Origin of the sequence: Streptomyces sp. NPDC050856 (assembly GCF_040653855.1) — a bacterium.
Classification (GTDB): Bacteria; Actinomycetota; Actinomycetes; order Streptomycetales; family Streptomycetaceae; genus Streptomyces.
Genome location: NZ_JBFAGV010000011.1, coordinates 78,208 through 100,651 on the forward strand (window position 1 = coordinate 78,208; position 22,444 = coordinate 100,651).

The 22,444-nt window shown below is 71.7% G+C and carries 15 protein-coding genes and 1 pseudogene; 5 read left to right on the top strand and 11 right to left on the bottom strand.

Features of this window, described 5'->3' with window-relative positions; translation table 11 throughout:
* Positions 1-318 precede the first annotated feature (318 nt).
* The 3 genes from AB0H53_RS13130 to AB0H53_RS13140 all read right to left on the bottom strand — a co-directional run bounded on the left by AB0H53_RS13130 (position 319) and on the right by AB0H53_RS13140 (position 3,189).
* A complete protein-coding gene (locus tag AB0H53_RS13130; RefSeq protein WP_362110886.1) occupies positions 319-1,149 on the bottom strand; it encodes a phosphatase PAP2 family protein in 831 nt (276 codons plus the stop codon).
* 41 nt (positions 1,150-1,190) lie between these two features.
* Positions 1,191-2,147: a YihY/virulence factor BrkB family protein gene (locus AB0H53_RS13135; protein ID WP_362110889.1), complete on the bottom strand. Its 957-nt coding sequence runs from the start codon at positions 2,145-2,147 to the stop codon at positions 1,191-1,193.
* Positions 2,148-2,373: 226 nt separating this feature from the next.
* Complete coding sequence (locus AB0H53_RS13140) at positions 2,374-3,189, bottom strand: trypsin-like serine protease (RefSeq protein WP_362110892.1); 816 nt, start codon at positions 3,187-3,189, stop codon at positions 2,374-2,376.
* Positions 3,190-3,411: 222 nt separating this feature from the next.
* Between AB0H53_RS13140 and AB0H53_RS13145 the strand changes: the two genes are divergently transcribed.
* Positions 3,412-4,353, top strand: coding sequence for a LysR family transcriptional regulator (locus tag AB0H53_RS13145; protein WP_362110895.1), 942 nt, complete (start codon positions 3,412-3,414; stop codon positions 4,351-4,353).
* Between the two features lie 519 nt (positions 4,354-4,872).
* Here AB0H53_RS13145 and AB0H53_RS13150 read toward each other — a convergent pair.
* The 3 genes and pseudogenes from AB0H53_RS13150 to AB0H53_RS13160 form a co-directional block, all read right to left on the bottom strand.
* Positions 4,873-5,697, bottom strand: a complete 825-nt coding sequence (locus AB0H53_RS13150; RefSeq protein ID WP_362110898.1) for a PhzF family phenazine biosynthesis protein — start codon at positions 5,695-5,697, stop codon at positions 4,873-4,875.
* Between the two features lie 62 nt (positions 5,698-5,759).
* Positions 5,760-5,924 carry a hypothetical protein gene (locus tag AB0H53_RS13155; RefSeq protein WP_362111137.1) on the bottom strand — a complete coding sequence of 55 codons (165 nt, stop codon included), beginning with the start codon at positions 5,922-5,924 and terminating at the stop codon, positions 5,760-5,762.
* Between the two features lie 272 nt (positions 5,925-6,196).
* Positions 6,197-6,830, bottom strand: a pseudogene (locus AB0H53_RS13160) (TetR/AcrR family transcriptional regulator).
* 266 nt (positions 6,831-7,096) lie between these two features.
* On the opposite strand from AB0H53_RS13160, the gene AB0H53_RS13165 reads away from it, so the two are divergent.
* Positions 7,097-8,014, top strand: a complete 918-nt coding sequence (locus tag AB0H53_RS13165) for an arginase family protein (protein WP_362110901.1) — start codon at positions 7,097-7,099, stop codon at positions 8,012-8,014.
* Between the two features lie 714 nt (positions 8,015-8,728).
* Here AB0H53_RS13165 and AB0H53_RS13170 read toward each other — a convergent pair.
* Positions 8,729-9,430, bottom strand: a complete 702-nt coding sequence (locus tag AB0H53_RS13170) for a hypothetical protein (RefSeq protein ID WP_362110904.1) — start codon at positions 9,428-9,430, stop codon at positions 8,729-8,731.
* 799 nt (positions 9,431-10,229) lie between these two features.
* Between AB0H53_RS13170 and AB0H53_RS13175 the strand changes: the two genes are divergently transcribed.
* Complete coding sequence (locus AB0H53_RS13175) at positions 10,230-17,621, top strand: amino acid adenylation domain-containing protein (protein WP_362110907.1); 7,392 nt, start codon at positions 10,230-10,232, stop codon at positions 17,619-17,621.
* Positions 17,622-17,659: 38 nt separating this feature from the next.
* Positions 17,660-18,772 carry a tryptophan dimethylallyltransferase family protein gene (locus AB0H53_RS13180; protein ID WP_362110910.1) on the top strand — a complete coding sequence of 371 codons (1,113 nt, stop codon included), beginning with the start codon at positions 17,660-17,662 and terminating at the stop codon, positions 18,770-18,772.
* A 23-nt stretch (positions 18,773-18,795) separates the two neighbouring features.
* On the opposite strand, the gene AB0H53_RS13185 is transcribed toward AB0H53_RS13180, so the two are convergent.
* Both AB0H53_RS13185 and AB0H53_RS13190 read right to left on the bottom strand, forming a co-directional pair.
* The gene (locus tag AB0H53_RS13185; RefSeq protein WP_362110913.1) at positions 18,796-19,257 is read right to left on the bottom strand and encodes a hypothetical protein; all 462 of its coding nucleotides are present in this window, start codon (positions 19,255-19,257) and stop codon (positions 18,796-18,798) included.
* Positions 19,258-19,410: 153 nt separating this feature from the next.
* Positions 19,411-19,905 carry a hypothetical protein gene (locus tag AB0H53_RS13190; protein ID WP_362110916.1) on the bottom strand — a complete coding sequence of 165 codons (495 nt, stop codon included), beginning with the start codon at positions 19,903-19,905 and terminating at the stop codon, positions 19,411-19,413.
* Between the two features lie 804 nt (positions 19,906-20,709).
* Here AB0H53_RS13190 and AB0H53_RS13195 point away from each other — a divergent pair.
* Entirely contained in the window at positions 20,710-20,946 is a 237-nt protein-coding gene (locus tag AB0H53_RS13195; protein WP_362110919.1) for an MbtH family protein, read from the top strand.
* Between the two features lie 92 nt (positions 20,947-21,038).
* Here AB0H53_RS13195 and AB0H53_RS13200 read toward each other — a convergent pair whose 3' ends face one another.
* Positions 21,039-21,194, bottom strand: a complete 156-nt coding sequence (locus AB0H53_RS13200; protein WP_362110923.1) for a hypothetical protein — start codon at positions 21,192-21,194, stop codon at positions 21,039-21,041.
* A 7-nt stretch (positions 21,195-21,201) separates the two neighbouring features.
* A complete protein-coding gene (locus AB0H53_RS13205; RefSeq protein WP_362110926.1) occupies positions 21,202-21,810 on the bottom strand; it encodes a response regulator transcription factor in 609 nt (202 codons plus the stop codon).
* Positions 21,811-22,444 lie beyond the last annotated feature (634 nt).

Consider the following 22,444-nt stretch of genomic DNA (forward strand, 5'->3'; position numbering starts at 1 on the left):
GTGTTCGCCTCTGAGCAACTTTTGCCTCATGACACGTATCGTCGACCCGGCAAGGTGCGGGAAGAAGCACCCGTAGTCTTCACCCACTCGTGGTACTCGGCGTCCGCTGCCATTCCGTCTCCGGGCGTCCGCGCCCTTCGACGGTCGGCCCACCATGGGACCGGATGACCGGTACCGCGAACACCGACCACCTGGGCTGTGCGGTGAGATCACCGCGTCCGGCAGGCACGCACGATGGCGTACCCCTCCGTACGCCAAGGTCGATGCACCTGACCCGGGCGAGGTACGTGGCTGACCCGGGCGAGGTACGCGGCCAGGTCACCGCAGGGGTGTCCGGCCGTCTCCGACCTCCGCCGCACGTCGGTGCGGTTGTGCGGGGCCATGGCCGCGCACTGGATCCGCCACCTGCCGCGAGCAGGCGAGAGGAGGGCGGACCACGGCGACCTGGCGGGCGCCCTGACCGCCGACGACAGCCGGCCTGGCGGAACGGGACGCGGAGAGCGGGCTGCCGCTGCGGCTGACGCCGGCCGGAGCGGGACGCTCGCGCGGCAGCAGCGCGTGCGCCATGAGCAGCAGTACGCACGCACCGTTGACCAGACCGCCCACCACATCGCTCGGATGGTGCATCCCCCGGTACAGGCGGGACGCACCGACAGCCAGCGGAATGACCAGCAGCACCCCCGCCGCGGCGTACCGCCAGCGTCCCCGGAGCCCGGTGACCGCGAGCGTGGCCAGCCCGCCGTAGAGCGCGAGCGACGCTCCGGCGTGCCCCGAGGGGAAACTCGAGGTCGGTGGAGCCGGGTCGAGATGGGGCACGCCGGGGCGTGGCCGCTCCACGCACAGCGTGACAATCAGGAAGAGAACGGACTGTACTGCGACCGACGCACCGAGGAACCCCGCCTCCCACCACCGCGGCACACGCGGCAGGATGACAAGTCCGACGACACTGAGGAGGGTCACCCCGATGACGCTTTCAGTGGAGGCGATCAGCGTCAGCCATTCGGAGACCGCCGTAGCCGCGCCGGTGCGATGTCCGGCGAACCAGGCGTTGACAGAGCCCTCCGCTGAAAGGGGCCACCGAGCCGCGGCCGGCCCGGTGATCAGCAAGCCTGTCCACACCATCAACGCACCGAGGAACGGCAACAGCACCAGGGGTCTCATCCGTCCGGCGGCCGCGCCGCTTCGCGTCGTCATGGCCGTCGTATTGCCCGGAGCGGCCGGGTGAACCGTGGTGATGTGCGGTGCGCGTCAGTGGGAGAGCAGGGATCGGGCTTCTCCGGCCGCCGGTCCCGGGAGAGTTCGGCGTTGAACTGCGCGCCGGCCAGCAAGACGACGTGGGACACCCAGAGCCAGACCAGGAACGCCACGACGCCCGCCAGGGAACCGTAGAGGCGGTCGTACGTGGCGATGTGCGAGGTGTAGAAAGCGAAACCCACCGAGGCCGCGAGCCAGAGGACCACCGCCAGCGCACCGCCAGCCAGCGTCTGCCGCAGCCCGCGCGCCCCGGCCGGGCCGGACCGGAAGAGCAGCAGGACCAGGGCCACGACCACCACGAACAGCAGCGGCCACTTCAGGCCCGCCCACACGAGCGCCGCCTGATGATCCGCACCTGTCCCCCGTCCTATCGCCCGGGCGATCCGTCCTGTGGCGGTCAGCGTCAGCACGCCGCTGACCAGCAGCGCCAGAACGGTCAGCGCCCTGAGCAGAATGGCGGGAAACGTCCGCCACGCCGGGCGGCAGTCCGGGACACCGTGGATCGCGTGCAACGCGCGCCGGAACACGGCCAGATAACTGGATGCCGACCACAGCGCGGCGCCGGCAGTGAGTACGACCAGCAGCCAGGGCGCCGAAAAGCCCTCCTGGCGGCTGCCCACTGCCTGTTCGAGTACCGGGCGGGCCGTCTTGGGCACGAAGGCCCCGAACTGCGCGACGGCCTCGCCGGGGGAACCCGTGCCGAGCAGCGCTATGACAAAGACGATCACCAGTAGGGCGGGGAAGACCGCCAGGGTCGCGTAGTAGGTCAATGCGGCCGCCCAGTCGGTGAGGTCGTCTTCCCAGACGGCGACCGGTGTCCGAGCCAGTGCTGCTGCGTATGTCTTCCGTTGCTGATGGGATGCCGACCCGCTCGCGGGAAGACCGATCACCATGAAACCACCGCTCTGCTCCGGCCTGCCGTTCCCCGGCCGCGCCTCGGCGCGGTAACCGGCAGGTTCCCCGTACTGCTGCCCCGCACCGGTGCTCTCACGCCACGGCGGCGACTCCGCGCCCGGTGGCAGGCGCCGCCACCGCCGGGCCGACATCGAGCACGCCTTCCGGCTGTTCGACCGGACCCTGGGCGGCGGACCTGCCGGAGCATCCGCTCTCCCGGGCGGGTCAGCCGTTGGCTGCCACGGATTTGACCCAGTCGGCGTACGGAGCAGTGGCGGTGTATCGGGTGAAGGACTGCCGGTCACTGGTGGAAGCCACTCCGACCAAGGTGTGGTCGGTCATGGCGGGACCGCCGGAGTCACCACCGGCTCCCACCCCGTCGACGGCCTCGAGTTGGAGTGCGGTGCCGCCGTAGTAGTCGGAGGCGAGGCCGGCCATGCGCATGGTGGCGGTCTTCAGGACGGGGGACTGGCAGTAGGCCTCGTACTGCTGGGGGGTGCAGGTGGCACCCCAGCCGTAGACGGAGAGGTAGGAGCCGGTCTGCGGGTAGCTGGTGGCGATGCGGGCGGGGGTGTGGGGGATGTCCCGGTCGAGCCGGACCATCGCGAGATCCGCCGACGGGTGCAAGTTGATCCGGGTGGCGGCGGCCGTGGTGCCGCCGCTTTCCGCGTAAGTGCTGGCGATACGGAAGGTGTACTGGGCGGGCTTCTCGACGCAGTGCCTGGCGGTCAGGATGTAGCGGGAGGACACCAGGGTGGATGTGCACATCCCCCGCCCGTCCTGGAACACGCGGGCGTGGTAGGTCTGCGCCTGGGTCTGGCCGCCGCCGATGACAGGCTTGTACGTGCCCGACACCGGCGCGAAGGACATGGTGCCGACGGTGCCGTTGCCGTCCGCGCCGGGGTGCGCGATGGCGGTCTGCGCCGGGCCATCGGTGGCGATCGGGCCCGCGGTCGCCCGGCCCACACAGCCGAGGGTGATGGCACTGGCCAAGCCGGCGGCGCAGGCTGTCATGCGCAGGGACAGGGTGGAGGACTTCATGAGGCGCTCCTCGCCGTTCGATCACAGGAAGTGAAGCGGTGCGGCGACAAATTTGAGCCACGGGAGACAGTGGTGGGGAGACTGCGATCGTTCGATAGCCTTGTGCTATCGGTGGCCCTGGCGTACAGGCTGCTGCCTTCGGGCCCGGATGGGCGATGTCGCAGCGGCTTCCTACCGGACGGGGCTGGTCAGCAGCCGGCGGTGGCCGTACTCTCGCCCTTCATGGAGCTGGAATTACGGCATCTGCGGGTGGTGTGCGCCATCGCTGACGCCGGGAGTCTGCGCAAAGCGGCACGCATGCTCGGAGTGGCTCAACCCTCATTGACCGCACAGTTGCGCCGGATCGAAAACGCCCTCGGCGGAGAGTTGTTCGCCCGGCAGCCTCACGGCTGCCGTCCTACTGCGTTCGGCCACCATCTCCTCGCCCGGGCCCGCCCCCTGCTAGCCGAAATGACCGCTCTCACCGCTGAGATGAGGGCCGCATCAGCACGCACCGCGCCGACAGCACGGCTGCGCATAGGGTCCACTCCCAGCCGTGCCCTGGCCTGCTGGACGCGCCGCCTGCGCCTCCGCTACCCGGAATTCGTACCGGCAGCGCAAACCGACGTGTCGGCGAACGCGTTGTTGCGCATGGTGGCTGCCGGCCAGCTCGACGTCGCGTTCGTCCATGAGATGGAAGGCACCCATCTGCGTTTCCCGCCCGGTCTTCACCAGCGCGTCCTGGTGGATCGCGAGCCGGGCTTCGTGGCCCTCGCCGAACACCACCCGGCCGCCGAACGCGGCACCGTGCGGCTCGAGGACCTGGCGGGGGAACAGTGGATAATGGACCGCACGGCCGACGGGGAATGGGAGTGCGTGCACCGAGCACTGCGCGCGGCCGGACTGCCGCCCCAACTGTTCCACGGCGACTACTCCACTGCCGCGCTGCTGGTCGCCACCGGGGAGGCCGTCACAGTGTGTCAGGCTACCTCGACCGGTTGGGACGGCGTGGTAGCACGTCGTCTCGACGGCGATCCGATCGGGTGGCGCTGGCTGCTGGCAGCGCGTACCCAGGGCCAACTGGACGCTGTGCACGAGGACTTGGCCGCCGCCTACCAGGAGGCGGCCGAGCAGGCGCCGGACTATCAGGCCATGGCGCCCATGGTCTTCGGCCCCCAACGCTGACCGCACGGTCGCTCACGTACGAGCCGGGCAAGGTCAGGCGCCGGCAGAGCAGGCCGTCGTCGCGGCGTGCGCGCCGGCCGATGCCGCCGATCCGTTGCGGTGGAGGAGGTGGCCGGTCCCCTGGCCCAGCTCGGTCCGCAACAGGCGGAGATCCTCGCCGTCGCGCCTGTTGCGGCGGCCACCGTCGTGAGCACGCCGAGCAGGCGCGGGGCCGGCGATCGATGAGCGGTGGGCGCCGCCAGCTCGGGGCCGCGCTCGTCACTGTGACCTTGGAGGCGTCCTCCGCGCAGGACTTGGGCGTCGTCCTCAGCCGACGCGATGCCCTCCCCCACCACGCGGTCCTCGTCACCGGGCAGCGCCCACACGATCCGCGCGTCGACGGCGCCCGGAACACCAGGTCCACGGAAGCGGCAGGCGTCATACTGTCCGTCGGCGGCGGTCTCACCCAGGAAGCGCCGGGCGCCGAGGGACCGAACGCGGACGGACCCCGCATCCGGCCCCTGTGCGTACGGAAGGCCCCTATCCGCGCAGAGTGCCCTCCAGCACCGTGACCGCGTTCCCGGTGAGATGCACGCGGTCGGTGCGCACGGCGGTACGGATCAGGCCCCCGCGCACGGACACCTGCAGCCCGGTGAGCCCGTCGCGGCCGAGACGCCCGGACCAGTACGGGGCGAGTGCGGTGTGGGCGCTGCCTGTCACGGGGTCCTCGGCGATACCTTCGACAGGTGAGAAGAAACGGGAGACGAAGTCATAGGCCCGGCCGGCCTCGGCCGAGGCGGTGACGATCACGCCGCGCAGCCCCTCGCGGCGCGTCAGCGCGGCCACTGCGTCAAGGTCAGGGCTCACCGCGCGGACGGCGTCCTCGTCGGGCAGGACGGTCAGCAGGTCGCCCAGCGAGCCCGTGCGGAAGGTTGCCTCGGGCTTCGCTCCCAGCGCCTCGGCCAGTCCGCCCGGGACGGGCACCCGCGAGACCGGCGCGGCCGGGAAGTCCAGCGTGATGGTGCCTCGCGCGTCGGCGTGCGCGAGGAGGACACCGCTGTGTCTGCTGGTGAAGCGCACCGTACCGGCATGTCCGTGCATGGTGTGCAGCACGTGCGCCGTGGCCAATGTGGCATGGCCGCAGAGGTTGGTCTCGACGAGCGGGGTGAACCAGCGGATGCCCCAGTCCGCCTCGGCCACATCGGACGACGGCAGGGCGAAGGCGGTCTCGGAGTGGTTGACTTCTGCTGCGACCTGCCGCAGCCAACCGTCCTGTGGCCATTCCCCGGCGGGCAGGAGACACACACCCGCCGGGTTCCCGGCGAACGGGCGGTCGGTGAAGGCGTCGACTACGTATATGCGCATGCCGCACCGTAGCGATGCCGATCGAGGCCGATCCAAGTCCAATCGGAAGTACGTGGACCGTTTCAGGGGTTGGGAGTGCCAGTCGATGGAAAGGCTTCGAGACGGTCGCCCACCTGCGGGTCGGGCAGGGCCCGGGCGGCATCGGCGTGGGCCACGATGCCCACGTGGCCGCCGATGACGGGCAGCCGGGTGGCGACCGCGGAGCAGGACCGGACCCACCCCTTCACGTTTGCCCATCATTTGCACGGGAGCCCGAGGTGCGCCAGGAGCCCGCTCCCCCCACCGTGGCGCCCCCCTTCGAAGGCACGAAGACGCTGCACTCTCCGGCCAGGCGGGCAGCATGACCACCGCCTGCACGATGGCGTCCGCCCGGCCCGGCGAACAGGTAGCGCAGCGTCATGGACACGACGTCGTCGAAGAGTCCCCGGCTCGCGTCAGTGCCGCTCTTCCCCAGCTCCATCCGGATCGAGCGATACGGGTTCTGGGTATCAAACGTCAATCAAGTGCGGCCCGCGCGACCGCCCCCGAGGAATGCGAGGGCACGGACGTCCGGCGGGACCATCGAGGACGCGAGGAGACCGTTGAGGAACGCGACGAGGAAGGCGCCGAGGCAGGCGGCGAGGGTGTGCGGGTTGTGCCGCGCCGATCTCTCGTCGCGCTCCGCCGCCGCGCGCAGCAGGTCGGGTAAGCGCTTCCTGGGTGGCGCCCAGCACGTCCCGCACGGTCCGCCGGGCCGGCTGGTCCTCCCACAGGCGCTCGGTGGCGGCTTTGACCGACAGGCGTCCCCGGCCGCCGCGTGGACGGCGATCCGCCTCCGCTGGACCAGCAGCGCGCGGGTCGCCGATCGGGCATCCGCCCCTCTGCGAGGCCGCGCAGGACGGCCGCCGCGAGAGTGGTGCGGTAGTGCTCCAACGCGGCCCGGTAGAGGCTGTCCTTGTCACCGCACGCGGTGTACAGGGACTGTAGTCCGATCCCGGGAGTGCTGGGGGCAGGTCACGTGCCGAGTTCGCCTCGTACCCGGGCATTCGGAACAGCTTCATCGCGCGGCTTACCACCGCGTCGGCGTCGAACTCCCGGTTCCACCGCGTGGCCCAGTGCGGCCACAGGGCCCAACGCTTCCACGACCCGGGCATCGACGGGTCCACCCTCCGCCACGGCCCTGGCCCTCCCGGCGGACCCGGACCAACCCTGTGCGTGTACACCGTCGAACCGGCTGCGCCTGCGCCCAGGCCCTCGCCCTCCTCGCCAGTCGGAGCGCACCCGAGGCCACCCGGGCGACAACGCGTCACGCGCCCCCGGCCCGGCAGCACGGCACACCCGAAGTGACGTCACACCACCGCAGTCGGGCAGGTTCACCTCGCCCATGGGAACTGCGTCGGACCGCCGCGAAAGGAATCACATGAGCCAGGACACCACCCCCGCCGGCACCTCCCCGAGCCCAGGCGGCCACCTGCGCTTGGTCTGGCCCCAGTGGCAGGGCGCCGGTGCGGCCGTCGTCGAGGAGTGCGCCCCCGAGTTCCCCCTCGATGTCGCCCGCCGCGGGTACACGGTCGGCACGAAGGTGCTCGAAGCCGTCCTCCCCCCGCACGACGGCCCGACCGCAACCGTCTCCGTTACCCTGAGTGATGACGGGCTGGAAGAGCGTGACGGCGTCGAAGCCAAATCGATCGTCGTCAAGCAGCTCATGAGCGCCCTGCAGATCATCCGCGGCCACGACCCGGCACGCATCACGACGCTCGGCGGCGAGTGCGCCGTCAGCGTGGCCCCGTTCGCCGAACTCGCCCGCCGCTACGGCGACGACCTGGCCGTCATCTGGATCGACTCCCACCCCGACATCGGTACCCCCGACAGCGCGTACAAGGGCTATCACGCGATGGCCGTCGCCGCCCTCACCGGCCACGGCGACGCCGACGTACGAGAGCTGCTGCCCGCCACCGTCTCCCCGGACCGCGTCGCCCTGGTGGGGGTGCACCAATGGGCCGACGACGACTTCCCCAACATCGCCGCCTGGGGCATCCACTCGTACAGCCCCGACCAGCTGCGGACCTCCACCGAGCCCCTCCTCGGCTGGCTGGGGGCCACAGGCTGCTCCCGCGTCGCCGTCCACTTCGACGTCGACACCATCGACAGCAACGAGATCGGCCTCGGGCTCGGGCTCGTGCCGGGGGGACTCACCAGCAGCGAAGTACGACGTGTCGTCGCCGACATCGACCGGGCCGCCGACGTCGTCGGCCTCACGATCGCCGAGTTCATCCCCCGGCAGGTGATGCACCTCCAGCGGATCCTCAACGGCTTCCCGCTGCTCCAGGATGGCTGACCCGCCCGCTCGCGACAGGAAGCCCCTCCGCAGAACCGAACCGAGCCCCGTATGCGTGCGAGGTCCCGCTCGCACGACACACGCAAGGCCGCCCCTACCGGAGCCGTGGCCCGCCGAGCCCCCGCGGCGCTCCCGACGCCAAACGCACCCCGTCTCGCCGTACCCGTACGGGCGCCATTGCGCGGTCGCGCGGGCGGGCGCGGGGCATGGACCACCACCGCACGCGGTCCTGGCCGGCGCGACGCTGCTCGCCGAGGTCGGCCAGCGCACCAGGGGCTGCCTGGTCTTAGTGGCGACCAGGCTCATCGGCCTGGTCACCGGCGCCGCAGACGGCATGTACGGGGTGCTCGGCTGCACGGCTCGGTGTGCGGCGAGTCCGGGGGGGGCCGAGGCAGGCCCTGGTCTACCGGGTGCCGGGCGAGGCAGGCCGACGCGGCACGCCCCCGGAGGCATGGAGCCCGACCGGTGCGTGGAGTGGCGGTGGTGGAGGCCGCGGGATCTCCCGGCTGAGGTCGTGCCGTGCATCCGGTAGGCGATCAACGGCATTCGGCAGCCGAGTACCGCCTCCTGTCCTGAAGGCTTTCTCACACACCGAGCCGGCTGCGTCTGTCCGATGCGCGGCAACGACCGGCGGTCCGACGACTTCCGGCAGGTGTTCCTGCACCGCTGCGAGGTATCCCAGTCCTGCCTTCGGCGCCCTGCTCACGTGCGGGGCTACGTCGTCGCAACCTTCACCACGCGGCACGTTGCCGGGCCGACAGAGGTGTCGGACGAGGAAGCGGCCGCTCCCTGGCGCGACACCCTCAAGTCGCGGGCGACAGCTTCGGTACGTACGGGGCCGTCTGCGTGGGTGGTCCGCACCCCAAGGACGAAATCGGCGGCTGACCCCGGGTGATGGACGAGTGCGGTCGGCCGACCGGTGTCCTCGCCGCCGAATGAAGCCGCCCGGGTGTCGAGCCCGGTTCGGTGCGTGCTCGTGACGATCAGCCAGTAGACCCTCTCGTCCACGGAGCCGCCGGGCCCGGATCCTCCGGACCGATGGTGCGCCCGAGTCGTCACCGCGAGGATCAGCAGGGCCGTCGTCACCGTGCCGACCCCCGCGAGCAGCACACCCCTCAGCCGCCGCCTTCCGGTGATCGACGCCACGAAGTGCAGGATGGCGCCGGCCGAGCAGACGCCGATGAGGTTCCGTACCAGAGTGACCAGATGGGGCGGGCCGTCGGCGCGCATCACGGCCTCGGTCAAGGGCGGAAGGCTCAGCGTCATGGCCGCCGCGGCGGTGGCGCCCGCCAGCCACAGCCCGCGCTGTTCGAGGGAGTGGGCCGCGGAGCGGGAACGCAACAGGACGGCGGCCCACAGGGCGCAGGCGCCGACCGCCAGGGAGAGGTTGCCGAGGTCCCTCGGCCCAGTGTCCATGCGCGGCGCTCACTCCCCGGTCGCCTCGGGGAGGCCCCGCGGGCCACGAGGAGGCCGTGCGCCGCAGCCCTCTCGGGAACTCGGCCCGATGGTGAGCACATCGCCTCCTGTCCCTGGTGCGGGGCCGAATCGCGCCACAGGAAAAAGCACGCCGGAGCGTGCCGTTCCATATCGTCCGCTCCATGCAATCAGCAGAAGGCAGGGACGCGGAAGCCGCAGCAAGCGGATCTGGCCGATTCCCTGCGACAAACATGCCTGAATTCATGAGGCGCTTCCCGTTCCGCGCGCCGCACCCCTGACGCGGACGCGCGTCGTGCGCCGCCCGCGGGGGCACAGCCCGGTGCCGCGCCCGGCACAGGCCCCGACGCACTCCCGCCGGACCGGGCATCTCACCGGTTCCCGCCCGCGGGTCGCGCGCCGACCCGTCACGACCTGGACCGAACCCGCGGCGCCGGCGGACCGGGGCGCCGCGCACCCGTCCGTCGGCGGCGTCCAGCCCTCGGCTGCGGGGCGGTACCGCCCTCTGCCGTAGGGGCGGACCCGGTCACACTTCCGGACCGTTCCCCTTCATCCCGCGGTCGGTCGCGCACTCCCCCTCCCGGCCCGGAGAAGGAGGGCACGAAAGGATAATTGTCCGCCACACCGACACCCGAGATAATTTCCTCCTCGCTGCTTCGGCGGATTCACTCGGAGGTACCTTTCAGTGCGACGCGTGGGTTTCACCGCAGGGCGACGGGTTCCGGAAGACCGGACCGATCCGCACGATGGGAACGCGACCGCCACGCCTTATCCGGACAGCATGTGCGTCCACGAATTGTTCGCGGCGCGGGCGGGGGAACGCCCCGAAGCACGGGCACTGGCGTGGGGCGACGCGACCATGACGTACGAGGTGCTCGACGCCCGGGCCAACCGGCTGGCCCACCACCTGCGACACCAGGGCGTGGGGCGCGGTTCCCTGGTGGCCGTGTGCGTCGAACGCGGACCCGACTTCGTCGTGGCGTTGCTGGGCGTGCTCAAGGCCGGCGGCGGCTACGTTCCCCTGGACCCGTCGCACCCGGCCGAGCGGATCGCCTCCCTCGTCCGCGGCGCCGACCCGGTCCGGGTCATCACCCGGACGGCCACGGCCCGCCGCCTCTCCCTGGATCCGGACCGCACGGTGCTCCTCGACGAGGAGCGGCCGCTGATCGACCGGCTGCCGGCGAGCGCCCCCGCGGTGGCCGTCGCCCCGGACGACGTCGCCTGCGTCATGTTCACCTCCGGGTCGACCGGTGGGCCCAAGGGGGTCGTGTCCACGCACCGGGCCGTCCTGCGCACGTTCTTCGGGCAGGACTACATCGATTTCGGCCCCGACCAGGTGTCCCTGCAGTGTTCCCCGGTCTCCTGGGACGTCCTGGCACTGGAGCTGTGGTCGGTACTGCTGCACGGCGGGCGGTGCGTGCTCGCCCCCGGCCAGAGCCCCGACCCGGCGACGCTCGCCACCCTGGTGGCCGAACACGGGGTCACCACCCTCTGGTTGTCGGCCGGGCTGTTCGCCGTGGTCGCCGACGAGCACCCCCAGGTCTTCGCCCGGCTCCGGCAGGTCATGACCGGCGGGGAGACGCCCTCGGTCTCCCACGTGCGGCGGATCCGCCGCCGCTTTCCCCGCCTGCGGATGGTGCACGGCTACGGGCCGGTGGAGAGCATGGTCTTCGCCACCTGCCACCGCATCACCGAGGAGGACGGTGCGGACGGCGAGCCGATCCCCCTCGGGTCGCCGATCGCCAACACCCGGGTGTACCTCCTGGACTCCGCCCTGGAGCCCGTCCCCCTCGGCGTACCCGGCGAGATCCACATCGCCGGCGACGGACTGGCCCGCGGCTACCTCAACCAACCCCGCCACACCGCCGACCGCTTCGTCCCCGACCCCTACGGCCCTCCCGGCACCCGCCTCTACCGCACCGGCGACCTCGCCCGCCGCCACCCCGACGGCCACCTCGAATTCCTCGGCCGCACCGACCACCAACTCAAGATCCGCGGCTTCCGCATCGAACCCACCGAAATCGAGACCACCCTCACCCAACACCCCCACGTCCACACCGCACTCGTCACCGCACACCGGGCCGGGGGCGTCGGGAGCCCGCGTCTGGTGGCCTACCTCGTCGGCGCGCCGGACCAGGCGCCCGCGCGAACGGTAACGGAGCACACGGACGAGTGGCGGCACGTCTTCGACCGGTCGCAGGGTCCCGGCCGGCCCGACAGCCCCTTCTTCGACCTGGCGGGCTGGACGTCCAGTTACACCGGGGAGCCGATCCCCGAGGACGAGATGCGCACCTGGGTGGAGTCGACGGTGTCGCGCATCCGGGGCACCCGCGCCCGCCGGATCCTGGAGATCGGCTGCGGTACCGGGCTGCTGCTGTGGCGGCTCGCCCCGCACGCGGACCAGTACGTGGGGACCGACTTCTCCGCCTCCACCCTCGACTCCCTGGGACAGGCCCTGCGGGCCGGGGGGCTCGACCACAAGGTCCGGCTCGTGCACCGCGAGGCGGACGACTTCACGGGTTTCACACCGGGCGAGTTCGACACGGTGGTGGTCAACTCGGTGGTCCAGTACTTCCCGGACAAGTCGTACCTCGATCGCGTCCTGCGTGGCGCCGCTCGCCTTCTGGCGCCCGGCGGCACCCTGTTCGTCGGTGACGTACGGAATCTGGCGCTGCTGACCGCGCACCACTGTTCCGTGGAGTGGTCCAGGGGAGCGCGAGGCGCGCGGCTGGCGCGGCGGGTGGCCCGGCAGACCGCCCGGGAGAGGGAGCTCCTGGTCAGTCCGCGCCACTTCACCGCCTTCTGCGGTCCGGACCGGGAGTTCACGAGCCTGGAAGTGCTGCCCAAGCGGGGCCGGGCGCACAACGAGCTGACGAAGTTCCGCTACGACGTGCTGCTCCGCAAGGCCGGACGGCCCCGGGAGGGCACTCCGGCCGACGCGCCCGCGGAGGTGGCGACGTGGTACTCCTGGGACGCCGACGGGATTACCGCCGGGTGGTTGCGCGAACGGCTGGCCGGGGGCGGGTCCTTCGGCGTCCTCGGGGTGCCCAACGCGAGGGTCCGCACCGACGTGGCCCTGGCCGCCGGCCAGGGCGCGCGGGCGGTTCCCGACAGCGACGCGATCGACCCGGAGGACCTGTGGGAGTGGGCGGAGGAGCACGGTCGCCACGCGGCCGTCAGCTGGGCGGCCGGCCGGACGGACGGTTCGGTCGACGTGGCCTTCATACCCGCCGGCGCGGTCACGGACCCCCTGAGGGCCGTGTTCCCCGACACCGGTGGGCCGTCGGGCGACACGACCAACGATCCACTGCGCGCCCGCCTCCTGGGGGAGGCCCGGCGCGACCTCGTCCCGGCCGTACTCGCCTTCCTGGCCGGCAAACTGCCCAGCCACATGATCCCGTCGGCGTTCGTCCTGCTGGACCGCCTGCCGCTGACGGAGAACGGCAAGGTGGACCGCCGGGCGCTGCCCGAGCCCGACGGCGACCGGCCGGACTGGCTGGGTGAGTCCACCGCACCGCGCGACGCCTGGGAAGAGATCCTCGCTGGACTGTTCGGTGATGTCCTCGGGGTGGAGGACGTGGGCGTCCACGACGACTTCTTCGAGCTGGGTGGACACTCGCTGTCCGCGACCCGCCTTGTTTCCCGTGTCCGGAACCGGCTGGGAGTGGAGCTGCCCCTGGGTGAGGTGTTCACGCACCGGACGGTCGCCCGGCTGGCGGCACGGGTGGCCGGGGGTGGCCGCCGTACCGTTGGCGAGCTGCCGGGGCGACTGCCGGTGGCGCGCGCGGGCGGGGCCCTGCCGCTGTCCTTCGCGCAGCGACGGCTCTGGTTCCTGGAACAGCTGGATCCCGGGACCGCCCGCTACCACGTGCCGTGCGCCGTACGACTGCGCGGCCCCCTGGACGTGGAGGCGCTGCGGCACGCCCTGGCCGGGGTGGTCCGGCGGCACGAGACGCTGCGCACCACCTTCTCGCAGGAGGGCGGGGTGCCCCGGCAGACGGTCCACGAGCCCGGACCCGTCCCCCTGCGGGTCGAGGACGTCTCCACGGCGGCCGATCCGCAGGCCCGGGCCCGTGAGCGGGTGGCCGACGAGCTGTCCCGGCCCTTCGACCTGGGTGACGCGGCCCCGCCATGGCGGATCCTGCTATTACGGACAGGGGCCGACGACCACGTGCTGTGCGTGGTACTGCACCACCTCATCTCCGACGGGTGGTCCCTCGGTGTCCTCCTGCGCGAACTGGGCCTGCTGTACCGGGCGTTCGACGAGGGCGCGCCCTCACCGCTGCCGGACCTGCCCGTGCAGTACGGGGACTTCGCCGTCTGGCAGCAGGAGTGGCTGACCGAGGACTTCCTCCGGCCCCAGTCGGAGTACTGGCAGGACCGGCTGGCCGGGGCGCCGGCGGCGCTGGAACTTCCCACCGACCGCCCCCGCCCGGCCGTGCCCACCGGCCGCGGCGCGACGGTGGACGTCGAGATCCCGCCCGATGTCGCCGAGCGGCTGCGCGCGCTGAGCCGCGACCAGGGCGTGACGCTGTACATGACGCTGCTCGGCGCGTTCCAGGTCCTGTTGTCCCGCTGGACGGGCACCACCGATGTGACCGTGGCCTCTCCGGCCGCCGGACGGCGGCATCCGGACGTGGAAGGGCTCATCGGGTTCTTCGTGAACACGCTGGTCATGCGGACCGACTGCTCGGGAAACCCCTCCTTCACCGACATCCTGAACCGGGTGAGGGAGACGGCCCTGGGCGCCTATGCCCACCAGGACCTGCCGTTCGAGCAGGTGGTGGAGCAACTCGCGCCCGTCCGCGACCGGGGGCGTACCCCGCTGGCGCAGGCCGTCTTCCAACTGCTCAACGTCCCCCGCTCCACCCTGGAGCTCACCGGAGTGCGCGGGGAACCCTTCGACGCACCGGACACCACGATCCGTACGGATCTGGAGTGCCACCTCACCGAGGAGGACGGGCGGCTGTCCGGGCGCATCGTCTACAGCACGGACCTGTTCGACCGCGGGACCGTCGAGCGGTTCGCCGGGCACTTCCAGCGCCTGCTGGCCGGTGTGGCGGACGACCCCGAACGGCCCGTCGGGCGGATCGGCATCCTCACCGGCGAGGAACGCGAGTCGGTCCTGCACGCCTGGAACGCCCCCGCGACCGGTCTGTCGGACGGCCGGTGCTTCCACGAGCTGTTCGAGGCGCAGGTACGCCGCACGCCGCACGCCACGGCCGTGCTGTGCGGTCCTCGGCGCGTGTCCTACGCGGAGCTGAACGCGCGGGCCAACCGGTTGGCGCGGCTGCTGGCCGCTCACGGGGTCGGTCCCGAGACGCCGGTGGCGGTGATGCTGCCCCGGTCGGTGACGGCGGTGGTGGCGCAGCTGGCGGTCGTCAAGGCCGGCGGGGCGCATCTGCCGTTGGATCCGCAGCTTCCGGCCCAGCGGGTCTCGCTCGTGCTGGAGGACGCGCGGCCCGTCTGTCTGCTGACCGACTCCGGCACTGCCGCGGCTGTGCCCGGAACCACGGCGTGCGCCCGGATCGTACTGGACGACCCCGGCACCGCCGCGCGGATGGGCGCCTGCCCCGACGGGGACCTGACCGATGCCGAGCGCGGGGCACCGCCGTCCGTGGACTCGCCCGCGTACGTGATCTACACCTCGGGGTCGACGGGCGTGCCGAAGGGGGTGGTCGTCACCCACCGCGGCCTGGAGCCGCTGCGCGCCTCGCTGGCTCGGCGGCTGGGGGTGACCGGGGACAGCCGGGTGCTGCGTTTCGCCTCGCCGGGTTTCGACGCCGCCTGGGGAGAGGTGTGCCTGGCGCTGCTCAGCGGGGCGGCGCTGGTGGTCGCCGACGCCGCGCGCCTGCTCCCCGGGCCCGCGCTGTCCGCCCTGGTGGCGGAGACGGGTGTGACCGTGCTGTCGCTGCCCCCCAGCGCGCTGGGGATGCTGGACGAGAAGACCTTCCCCGAAGGGGTCACGGTGGTGGTGGCGGGCGAGGCGTGTCCGCCCGGACTGGTCGACCGGTGGGCCCCGGGCCTCCGGATGGTCAACGCCTACGGGCCGACGGAGGCCACCGTGTGCTCGACGACGAGCGGTCCGCTGCGGGCCGGGGAACGCCCTTCGCTCGGGTCGCCGATCGCCGACACCCGGGTGTACCTCCTGGACTCCGCCCTGGAGCCCGTCCCCCTCGGCGTACCCGGCGAGATCCACATCGCCGGCGACGGACTGGCCCGCGGCTACCTCAACCAACCCCGCCACACCGCCGACCGCTTCGTCCCCGACCCCTACGGCCCTCCCGGCACCCGCCTCTACCGCACCGGCGACCTCGCCCGCCGCCACCCCGACGGCCACCTCGAATTCCTCGGCCGCACCGACCACCAACTCAAGATCCGCGGCTTCCGCATCGAACCCACCGAAATCGAGACCACCCTCACCCAACACCCCCACGTCCACACCGCACTCGTCACCGCACACCAGCCCACGGACGGTCCCGCCGTCCTCGTCGCGTACTGGACCTCGCAGCCCGCGGCTGCTCCGGGAGCGGACCCGTCCCCGGCGGAGTTGCGCCGCCATGTGTCCGATCGGCTGCCGAGGCACATGGTGCCGTCCGCCTTCGTCCGCCTGGGCAGCCTGCCGCTGACGCCCAGCGGCAAGGTGGACCGGGCGGCGCTGCCCGCCCCGGTGTTCTCCGCCTCCGAGTCGCGGCAAGCCCCGCGCACGCCCACCGAGGAGGCCGTGGCCGAGATCTGGGGGCGGGTCCTCGGTCTGGAGCAGGTGGGCGTGGAGGACAGCTTCTTCGAGCTCGGCGGTCACTCCCTGCTGATCCCGCAGGTGATCGCCCGCGTGCACGAGCGGCTGTCGGTGAAATTGCCCGTGGAGACGGTGTTCTCGTGTGAGACGGTGGCCGCACTGGCCGCCGCCGTCGACCGGGCGAAGCTGCCGGGGGCCCGCCCGGTGCACCGGGTGGACCTCGTGGCGGAAGCGGTGCTCGACCCGGAGATCACCGCGGTCCCGCACGGACGGACGCCGGCCGGTGCCGCGCCCCCGGCCACCGCGCGGCGGATCCTGCTGACCGGCGCCACCGGCTTCCTGGGAGCCTTCCTGCTCCGCGAACTGCTCGACAGCACCGACGCCGAGGTGTGGTGCCTGGTACGCGCCCCGGGAGAGCGGGAGGCACACGAGCGGATCCGCCGCAACCTGGAGGGGTACGGCCTGTGGGACGGGGTCCGGCACCAGCGCATCGTCGCGGTTCCCGGGGACCTGGAGTCGCCGTTGCTGGGGCTGGGTGCCGAGCGCTTCGCCTTCCTGGCCGACGCCGTGGACGTGATCCACCACAACGGTGCCGCCGTCAACGGCGCCGCCCCCTATCACCGGTTGAAGGCGGCCAACGTCCTGGGGACACAGGAGATCCTCCGGCTGGCCACCCGCTCCCGGACCAAACCGGTGCACTACGTGTCGACCTCCGCCGTCGCCCTCGGCACCGGCACGCCCCCCTCCCGTCCCCTGCCGGAGCGCCGCGCCGACCCGGCCCTGCTTCCGCCGGGCGGTTACATCGCGAGCAAGTGGGTCGCGGAAGAGCTGGTGCGCACCGCAGCGGCCCGCGGCGTACCCACCGCCATCCACCGTCCCGGACGGGTCAGCGGCGACTCGCGGACCGGCGTGTGCGGGAGGGACGACGCGTTCTGGAACCTGGTCCGGGCCATGGTGACGCTCGGCGCCGTCCCCGAACTGCCCGGAGCCCACGGGTTCACGGGATCGGGGGCGGACGTGGGCCTCGTGCCCGTCGACTACGTGGCCAGGGCGATGGTGCACCTGTCGATCAACCGGTCCGCGCACGGTGAGACGTACCACCTCACGGGTGGCCGGCCGGTCGCCTTCGGCACCGTGGTGCGACGTCTCGTCCGCAGCGGCTACCGGCTCGACAGGGTGCCCTACGCGCAGTGGCGCGCGCTGCTCGACGACGGCCCGGCCGAGCTGGCTCCCGCCCGGCTGCTGGCCGGAACGCTCCAGGACCTGCCCCGCACAGGTGCCTTCCGCTTCGATCGCCGCAACGTCCTCGCCGGGCTCGCCGGATCACCGGTGCGCTGCCCGGGCGTCGACGCGAACCTGCTGGACACCTACATCGGCCACTTCGTGGCCTCCGGTTTCCTCCCCGCTCCGCCTCCGCCCTCCGGGCGTCGGTGAACGGGCCCCATCCGTCGTCTGGTCAAGGAGGCGCCCCCGTGGACAGCACCACGACGCACCGTACCGGCCCCGCCTTCGCACAGCAGTCGTACGCGGATTTCCTCACCGACCGGATGGCACGCGCGTGCGACGCCCTCGGCATCGTGCGGGGACTGTCCCGGCCGGTCCTGCGGGAGGTCCGTTCGTTGCTCGACCCCTGGGGCCGGCAGCCGATCGGCACTCGCAGCCGCTACCCGTCCGCCGTGTCCCACGACGGCTTTCCCGCCGAGCTGTCCGTCAACTGGAGCGATGGACCGCCACAGGTGCGCATCCTGTTCGAATCGCTGGGCGGTCCCATGACACCGCTGTCCTGCCGGCGGGCCGGGGTCGCGCTGAACGGCAGACTCGCCGCACGGCCGGGTGTGTCCCTGGACCGTTACCTGAAGATCGAGGACCTGGTCCTCCCCGCACCGCCGGAGCCCGGTCCCGGACTGATATGGCACTCGCTGGCCTGGACCCCTGGCCGCTCCCCCCAGTACAAGGTCTACTTCAGCGCGCAGGCCCGAGGACGTGCGCACAGCCACCACCTGGTGGAAGAGGCCATGGGGAGGCTGGGGCTCAGCACCGCGTGGAGTCATGTCCGGGGCGTTCTGGGACCGTCCGAGGACCAGGAGCACGAGCTGGAGTTCCTGGCGCTCGACCTCAGTGACACCCCGCGCTCCCGGGTCAAGGTCTACTACCGGCACCACGCCCCGACGGCGGCGGTGCTCAACCGGGTGGCGGGCCTGTCCGGTCACCACGACAGCGAACGCGCGACGGCGGCGTACCGCCGGATCCTGGGCGACGCCATGGTGCGGCAGTCCCTGCCCATCCCCAACGAACCCCTGACGTGCCTGGCCTTCCTCCAGGACCACGACATCCCGGTCGAGGCCACGACCTACCTCCGCCTCCCCGGCCTGGTCGGTTCCGACGAGGAGGCGCGCGGCCGGGTCAGCGGCCTGATGGAGGCCGAGGGGATCGACCCCGCTCCGTACCGCTCGATGATCGAGTCCCTGGCACCCGGACCGCTGTCGCGAACCACCGGGCTGCAGGAGCTGGTCAGTGTCAGGTGCGGCCGCCGGACCCCCGACGTCACGCTGTACCTTCGTTTCGCTGCCTACCCGTCGGACTGACGGGGCGGCGGCCGGCCCGGGTGTCAGGGGTCGAGGCCCATGGCCGCCTGGAGTCTGTCGAGCACGCCGGCCGACTCGCCGCGCCTGCCCACCCGCCCGTGCCCCGTCCGCAGGAGGTCGGCGAACGTCTCGGCCTGCAGTTCCTGACGGGTGGTGTAGCGGGAGCGTCCGAGGAGCCGACGGATCAGGCCGGGATGGAGGTCGGGCAGGAGCCCGCCGGGGACCAGCCGGCCAGTGGCGTCGTCGTCGAGCAGCTCGTGGTGGTCGAACAGCAGGTGCCCGATCTCGTGGAGCACGATGTGCTCCTGGTGCGGAAGCACGGTGCACCGCTCGAAGAAGATGTGGTCGTCGGTGTCAGTGGCCAGTAACAGGCCGCACATCCCGGAGACGGCGGCCTGCGGCGGCATGGGGTGGAGGTGGATCGGACGCTGCCGCTGCTCGGCCAGCCGCTCGCAGAACGCCTCGATCGAGAAAGGGTTCGGCACCGTGATCCGGCGCAGGATCGCTTCGCACTCTCGACGTATGCCGGCATGCCGGTAATGCGTACGCACGTCCTCTGGACCCTTCTTGCCGCAGTGGTTGTCAGGAGAAGGACGGGAATACCGGGGCGTGTCCTGTCTCCCCGTGTCGGCGGCCGGTCAGGAGCCGGACTCCGGGGATCCTCCCGGTGATGTGCCGTCGTTTCCGTCCGCGCTGGGAAGGTTCTGCACTCTGCGGGCCTCGTTGACCATGGCGAGCAGCGCGTCCAGGGTGGCCGGGGAGAGCCCCTCGGCACGCAACGCCAGATGGCGGACCTTGGTGTCCCGCAACGCCGTGGCGAGTGCCAGTTGCGCACTCACTCGTTCCGACACCTCGTCGTTGAAGAAGAACTCGGGTGGAACACCGAAGAACTCGGCGAGGACGTCGAGCTGCTCAAGGGTCACGTTGGACTTCTTGCCCGTCGCCAGTTCCCACAGATAGGTGCCGGAGATCGTACCGCCGGTCGTCTCGCTGATTTCCTTGGCGAGCTTGGCGTACCCCGGGCGCCTGCGCTCGTCCGGATAGACGGTCTCGATGAGTTCGTTGAGCCGCTGGGCGAGCTTGCGGGGCAGTGGCCGCTCGGCTCCCCGAGGTGCTGACCTGTCGCTGCCCATGTGCCGCCTTCACGTGACGAGAGGGACCCAACGCTTCCGGCCTGTCCGCCGGGGCGAACAGACTACCTTCTCAAACCAATACAGCCGTCCGGCAGGGTGCACAAGGCGCCGGCCGGGGGCGGGAGCACCGGCTTTCCCGGCCGGGCCGACGAACGGCGTACTCCCTCACCTCCCCGAGAGGTCCCGCGCCCCCTACTCCGGTAGCGGTGCCCCTCTGACGAAATGACCAACTCCCCCACTACTCGGGAACAATTGAGGAATACGGCGCGACCTTGCCATCATGGTCACGTCGCGACGCCGGCGACTCCCGCTCCCCGTTCACCCCTGGTTCCCTGCCGGGGAATGTCGATGACATCGAGGAGATCCCCTTGGCCGGCCGGAATCGGAAGCGGAGTACCAAAAGGTCAGCACCACGGAACTCCACGCTCTGCCATGGCCGCGACGGGCATTGTCTCCGCGCGGAGCATCGCACGGGAAAGACCTGGAACGGGCGTGGCGCCCGCGGGCACCGGTGCCGACCCGGTGGCGCGACGGCGGTGGCGTGGGGCTCCGCGACGACGGCCCGGTACTCGGCCCCGGCCACGCCGATGGAGCGGAGGGAGCCGGCGACGAAACCGGTGCCCGGTCCTGGACGGCAATGCCTCACTGGCGTGGGCACAGGCGGGCGTCGAGGCGGCGGGCGCGATGGCGGTCCTCGAACGGGTGGCCGCCTCCGTCCCGGCATCCGCCGTGCCCGACACCACGGGTGCGGTACCCCCCGGGCCTCCCGGTGCCCGGCCCGACGATCCAGAAGGAGGAGAAGTGATGAGCGAGGGCGCGCGGGACCGCGACGACGTCACCTACCAGGTCGTGGTGAACCACGAGGAGCAGTACTCGGTCTGGCCCACCGACAGGGACGCTCCCGACGGGTGGTGGGGCGAGGGCACCACCGGCACTCGTGAGGAGTGCCTGGACCACATCGAACGCGTCTGGGTCGACATGCGGCCCCTGAGCGTGCGGGGCGGCGGGGAGACCGGGGCCGACGTGCCGGCCGCGTCCTGAGCGGTCCGGCGGAAAGGGGACCGCCGTGCCGTCGGCCCGTTCACGGCCGGCGGCACGGCGTACCGCCCGGTGGGACAGCCGGCGCGGGCGGTTCAGTGGTGGCCGAGGAAGCCGTCGTCGGGCTCCGCACCGGCCACGACGTCGTGGAACTGTCCCCGGTGCGGCGGGAGCCCGTACCCGCCCTCGTCCGGCGGGAGCCGTTTCACCGTTTCGAGGTGCTCGTCGATGATGTCGATCGGTCTCTCCACCCCTTGCTCACAGGTTGTCCTCCGGCGCGTCGAAGGCGAGGCCGAGCTGCCAGATGAGCAGTGCGGCGTGGACCCGGTCCCGCAGGTGGAGCTTGGCCAGGATGCGCGAGACGTGGCTCTTCACCGTCGCCTCGCTGAGATTGAGCCCGCGTCCGATCTCGCGGTTGTTGCTGCCCTTCGCGATGAGGCGGAGGACTTCGCGCTCTCGTGCGCTCAGCGAGCGCAGTTCCGTGGGGACGTCCCGGGCCCTGGGGATGAGCCGGAAGCCGCCGAAGAGGCGGCGGGTGACGCCCGCCGGCAGGAACGCCCCTCCCTCCGCCACCGCGCGGATGGCCGCCACGAAATCGCTCTGCGGGGAGCTCACCGGGAGGTACGCCTTGACGCCCGCCTCCAACGCCTGGTGCAGCAAGGTGTCGGTGTCGTCGTCAGCGACCATCACGGCTGCCGGAGAGGGCTCGCCGGAAACCAGGTGGAGGAGCTCGAACCCGTTGGGTGCCAACAGGGACGAGCCGATGATCATTACGTGTGGTTCCGTCTTCTCGGCGACCGTGAAGAGTTCGTCACGGTCACGAGCCGGAAGGACCTCCACCTCGGGAATGCGGTCCAGAAGCGCCATTATCCCGCTTCGGTACACGTCCTTCTCCTCCGCGAGTACGACGCGCAGAACGTCCTCCCCGCCCGTTCTCGCGAGTCCCGCACTGGCGTACCGCCCGGCCGGCATCGGCGCCATCACCCCCTCCCCCACAGGTGGACGGGGCGGGGTAATCGTGGATTCAGGCCCGAGCGTGCCGGGCGTATCGGGTCACGGACCGGAGAATGCATCATGCCGAGCCTCCAGGTCAGGAAGCGCACGCCAACCGCAGAAAAGCCTCACCCTCGTCGCGAAGGGCGCGTTCGGCTCTCGTGCGCAGGGTGCCGGGCAGCCGGCCAACCGCCTGCCCTCCACAGGGAAGTGATCACCCGCATTGTAGGCAGGGCCCGGAAGTCGATGTCAACTATAGCGGACGATCTGTTCGTTCGTCGGATCCGGTCGGCCGCAACAGCCGCCGGGCAAGCCTCCTCACCGGCACAAACGAGCACAACGCCCCCGTCCCGCCGCACCGGACGACGAGCCTGAGCGCCACGGGGGCATTCCGATCGCGACACATCCGTGGAATACCGCTGCACAGATGACGACCAATCAGGTCGTGTGCGGCACGGCCTGGTGTCGGTCGCCTCGCTGGCGGAAGTGTCCGCCGGCGCGAGGCGGG

Bases quoted from the DNA above. Each gene is read 5' to 3' on its own strand.
- AB0H53_RS13135 (WP_362110889.1), bottom strand. From the start codon at position 2,147: ATGGTGATCGGTCTTCCCGCGAGCGGGTCGGCATCCCATCAGCAACGG.
- AB0H53_RS13140 (WP_362110892.1), bottom strand. From the start codon at position 3,189: ATGAAGTCCTCCACCCTGTCCCTGCGCATGACAGCCTGCGCCGCCGGC.
- AB0H53_RS13145 (WP_362110895.1), top strand. From the start codon at position 3,412: ATGGAGCTGGAATTACGGCATCTGCGGGTGGTGTGCGCCATCGCTGAC.
- AB0H53_RS13150 (WP_362110898.1), bottom strand. From the start codon at position 5,697: ATGCGCATATACGTAGTCGACGCCTTCACCGACCGCCCGTTCGCCGGG.
- AB0H53_RS13165 (WP_362110901.1), top strand. From the start codon at position 7,097: ATGAGCCAGGACACCACCCCCGCCGGCACCTCCCCGAGCCCAGGCGGC.
- AB0H53_RS13170 (WP_362110904.1), bottom strand. From the start codon at position 9,430: ATGGACACTGGGCCGAGGGACCTCGGCAACCTCTCCCTGGCGGTCGGC.
- AB0H53_RS13175 (WP_362110907.1), top strand. From the start codon at position 10,230: ATGTGCGTCCACGAATTGTTCGCGGCGCGGGCGGGGGAACGCCCCGAA.
- AB0H53_RS13190 (WP_362110916.1), bottom strand. From the start codon at position 19,905: ATGGGCAGCGACAGGTCAGCACCTCGGGGAGCCGAGCGGCCACTGCCC.
- AB0H53_RS13195 (WP_362110919.1), top strand. From the start codon at position 20,710: ATGAGCGAGGGCGCGCGGGACCGCGACGACGTCACCTACCAGGTCGTG.
- AB0H53_RS13205 (WP_362110926.1), bottom strand. From the start codon at position 21,810: ATGGCGCTTCTGGACCGCATTCCCGAGGTGGAGGTCCTTCCGGCTCGT.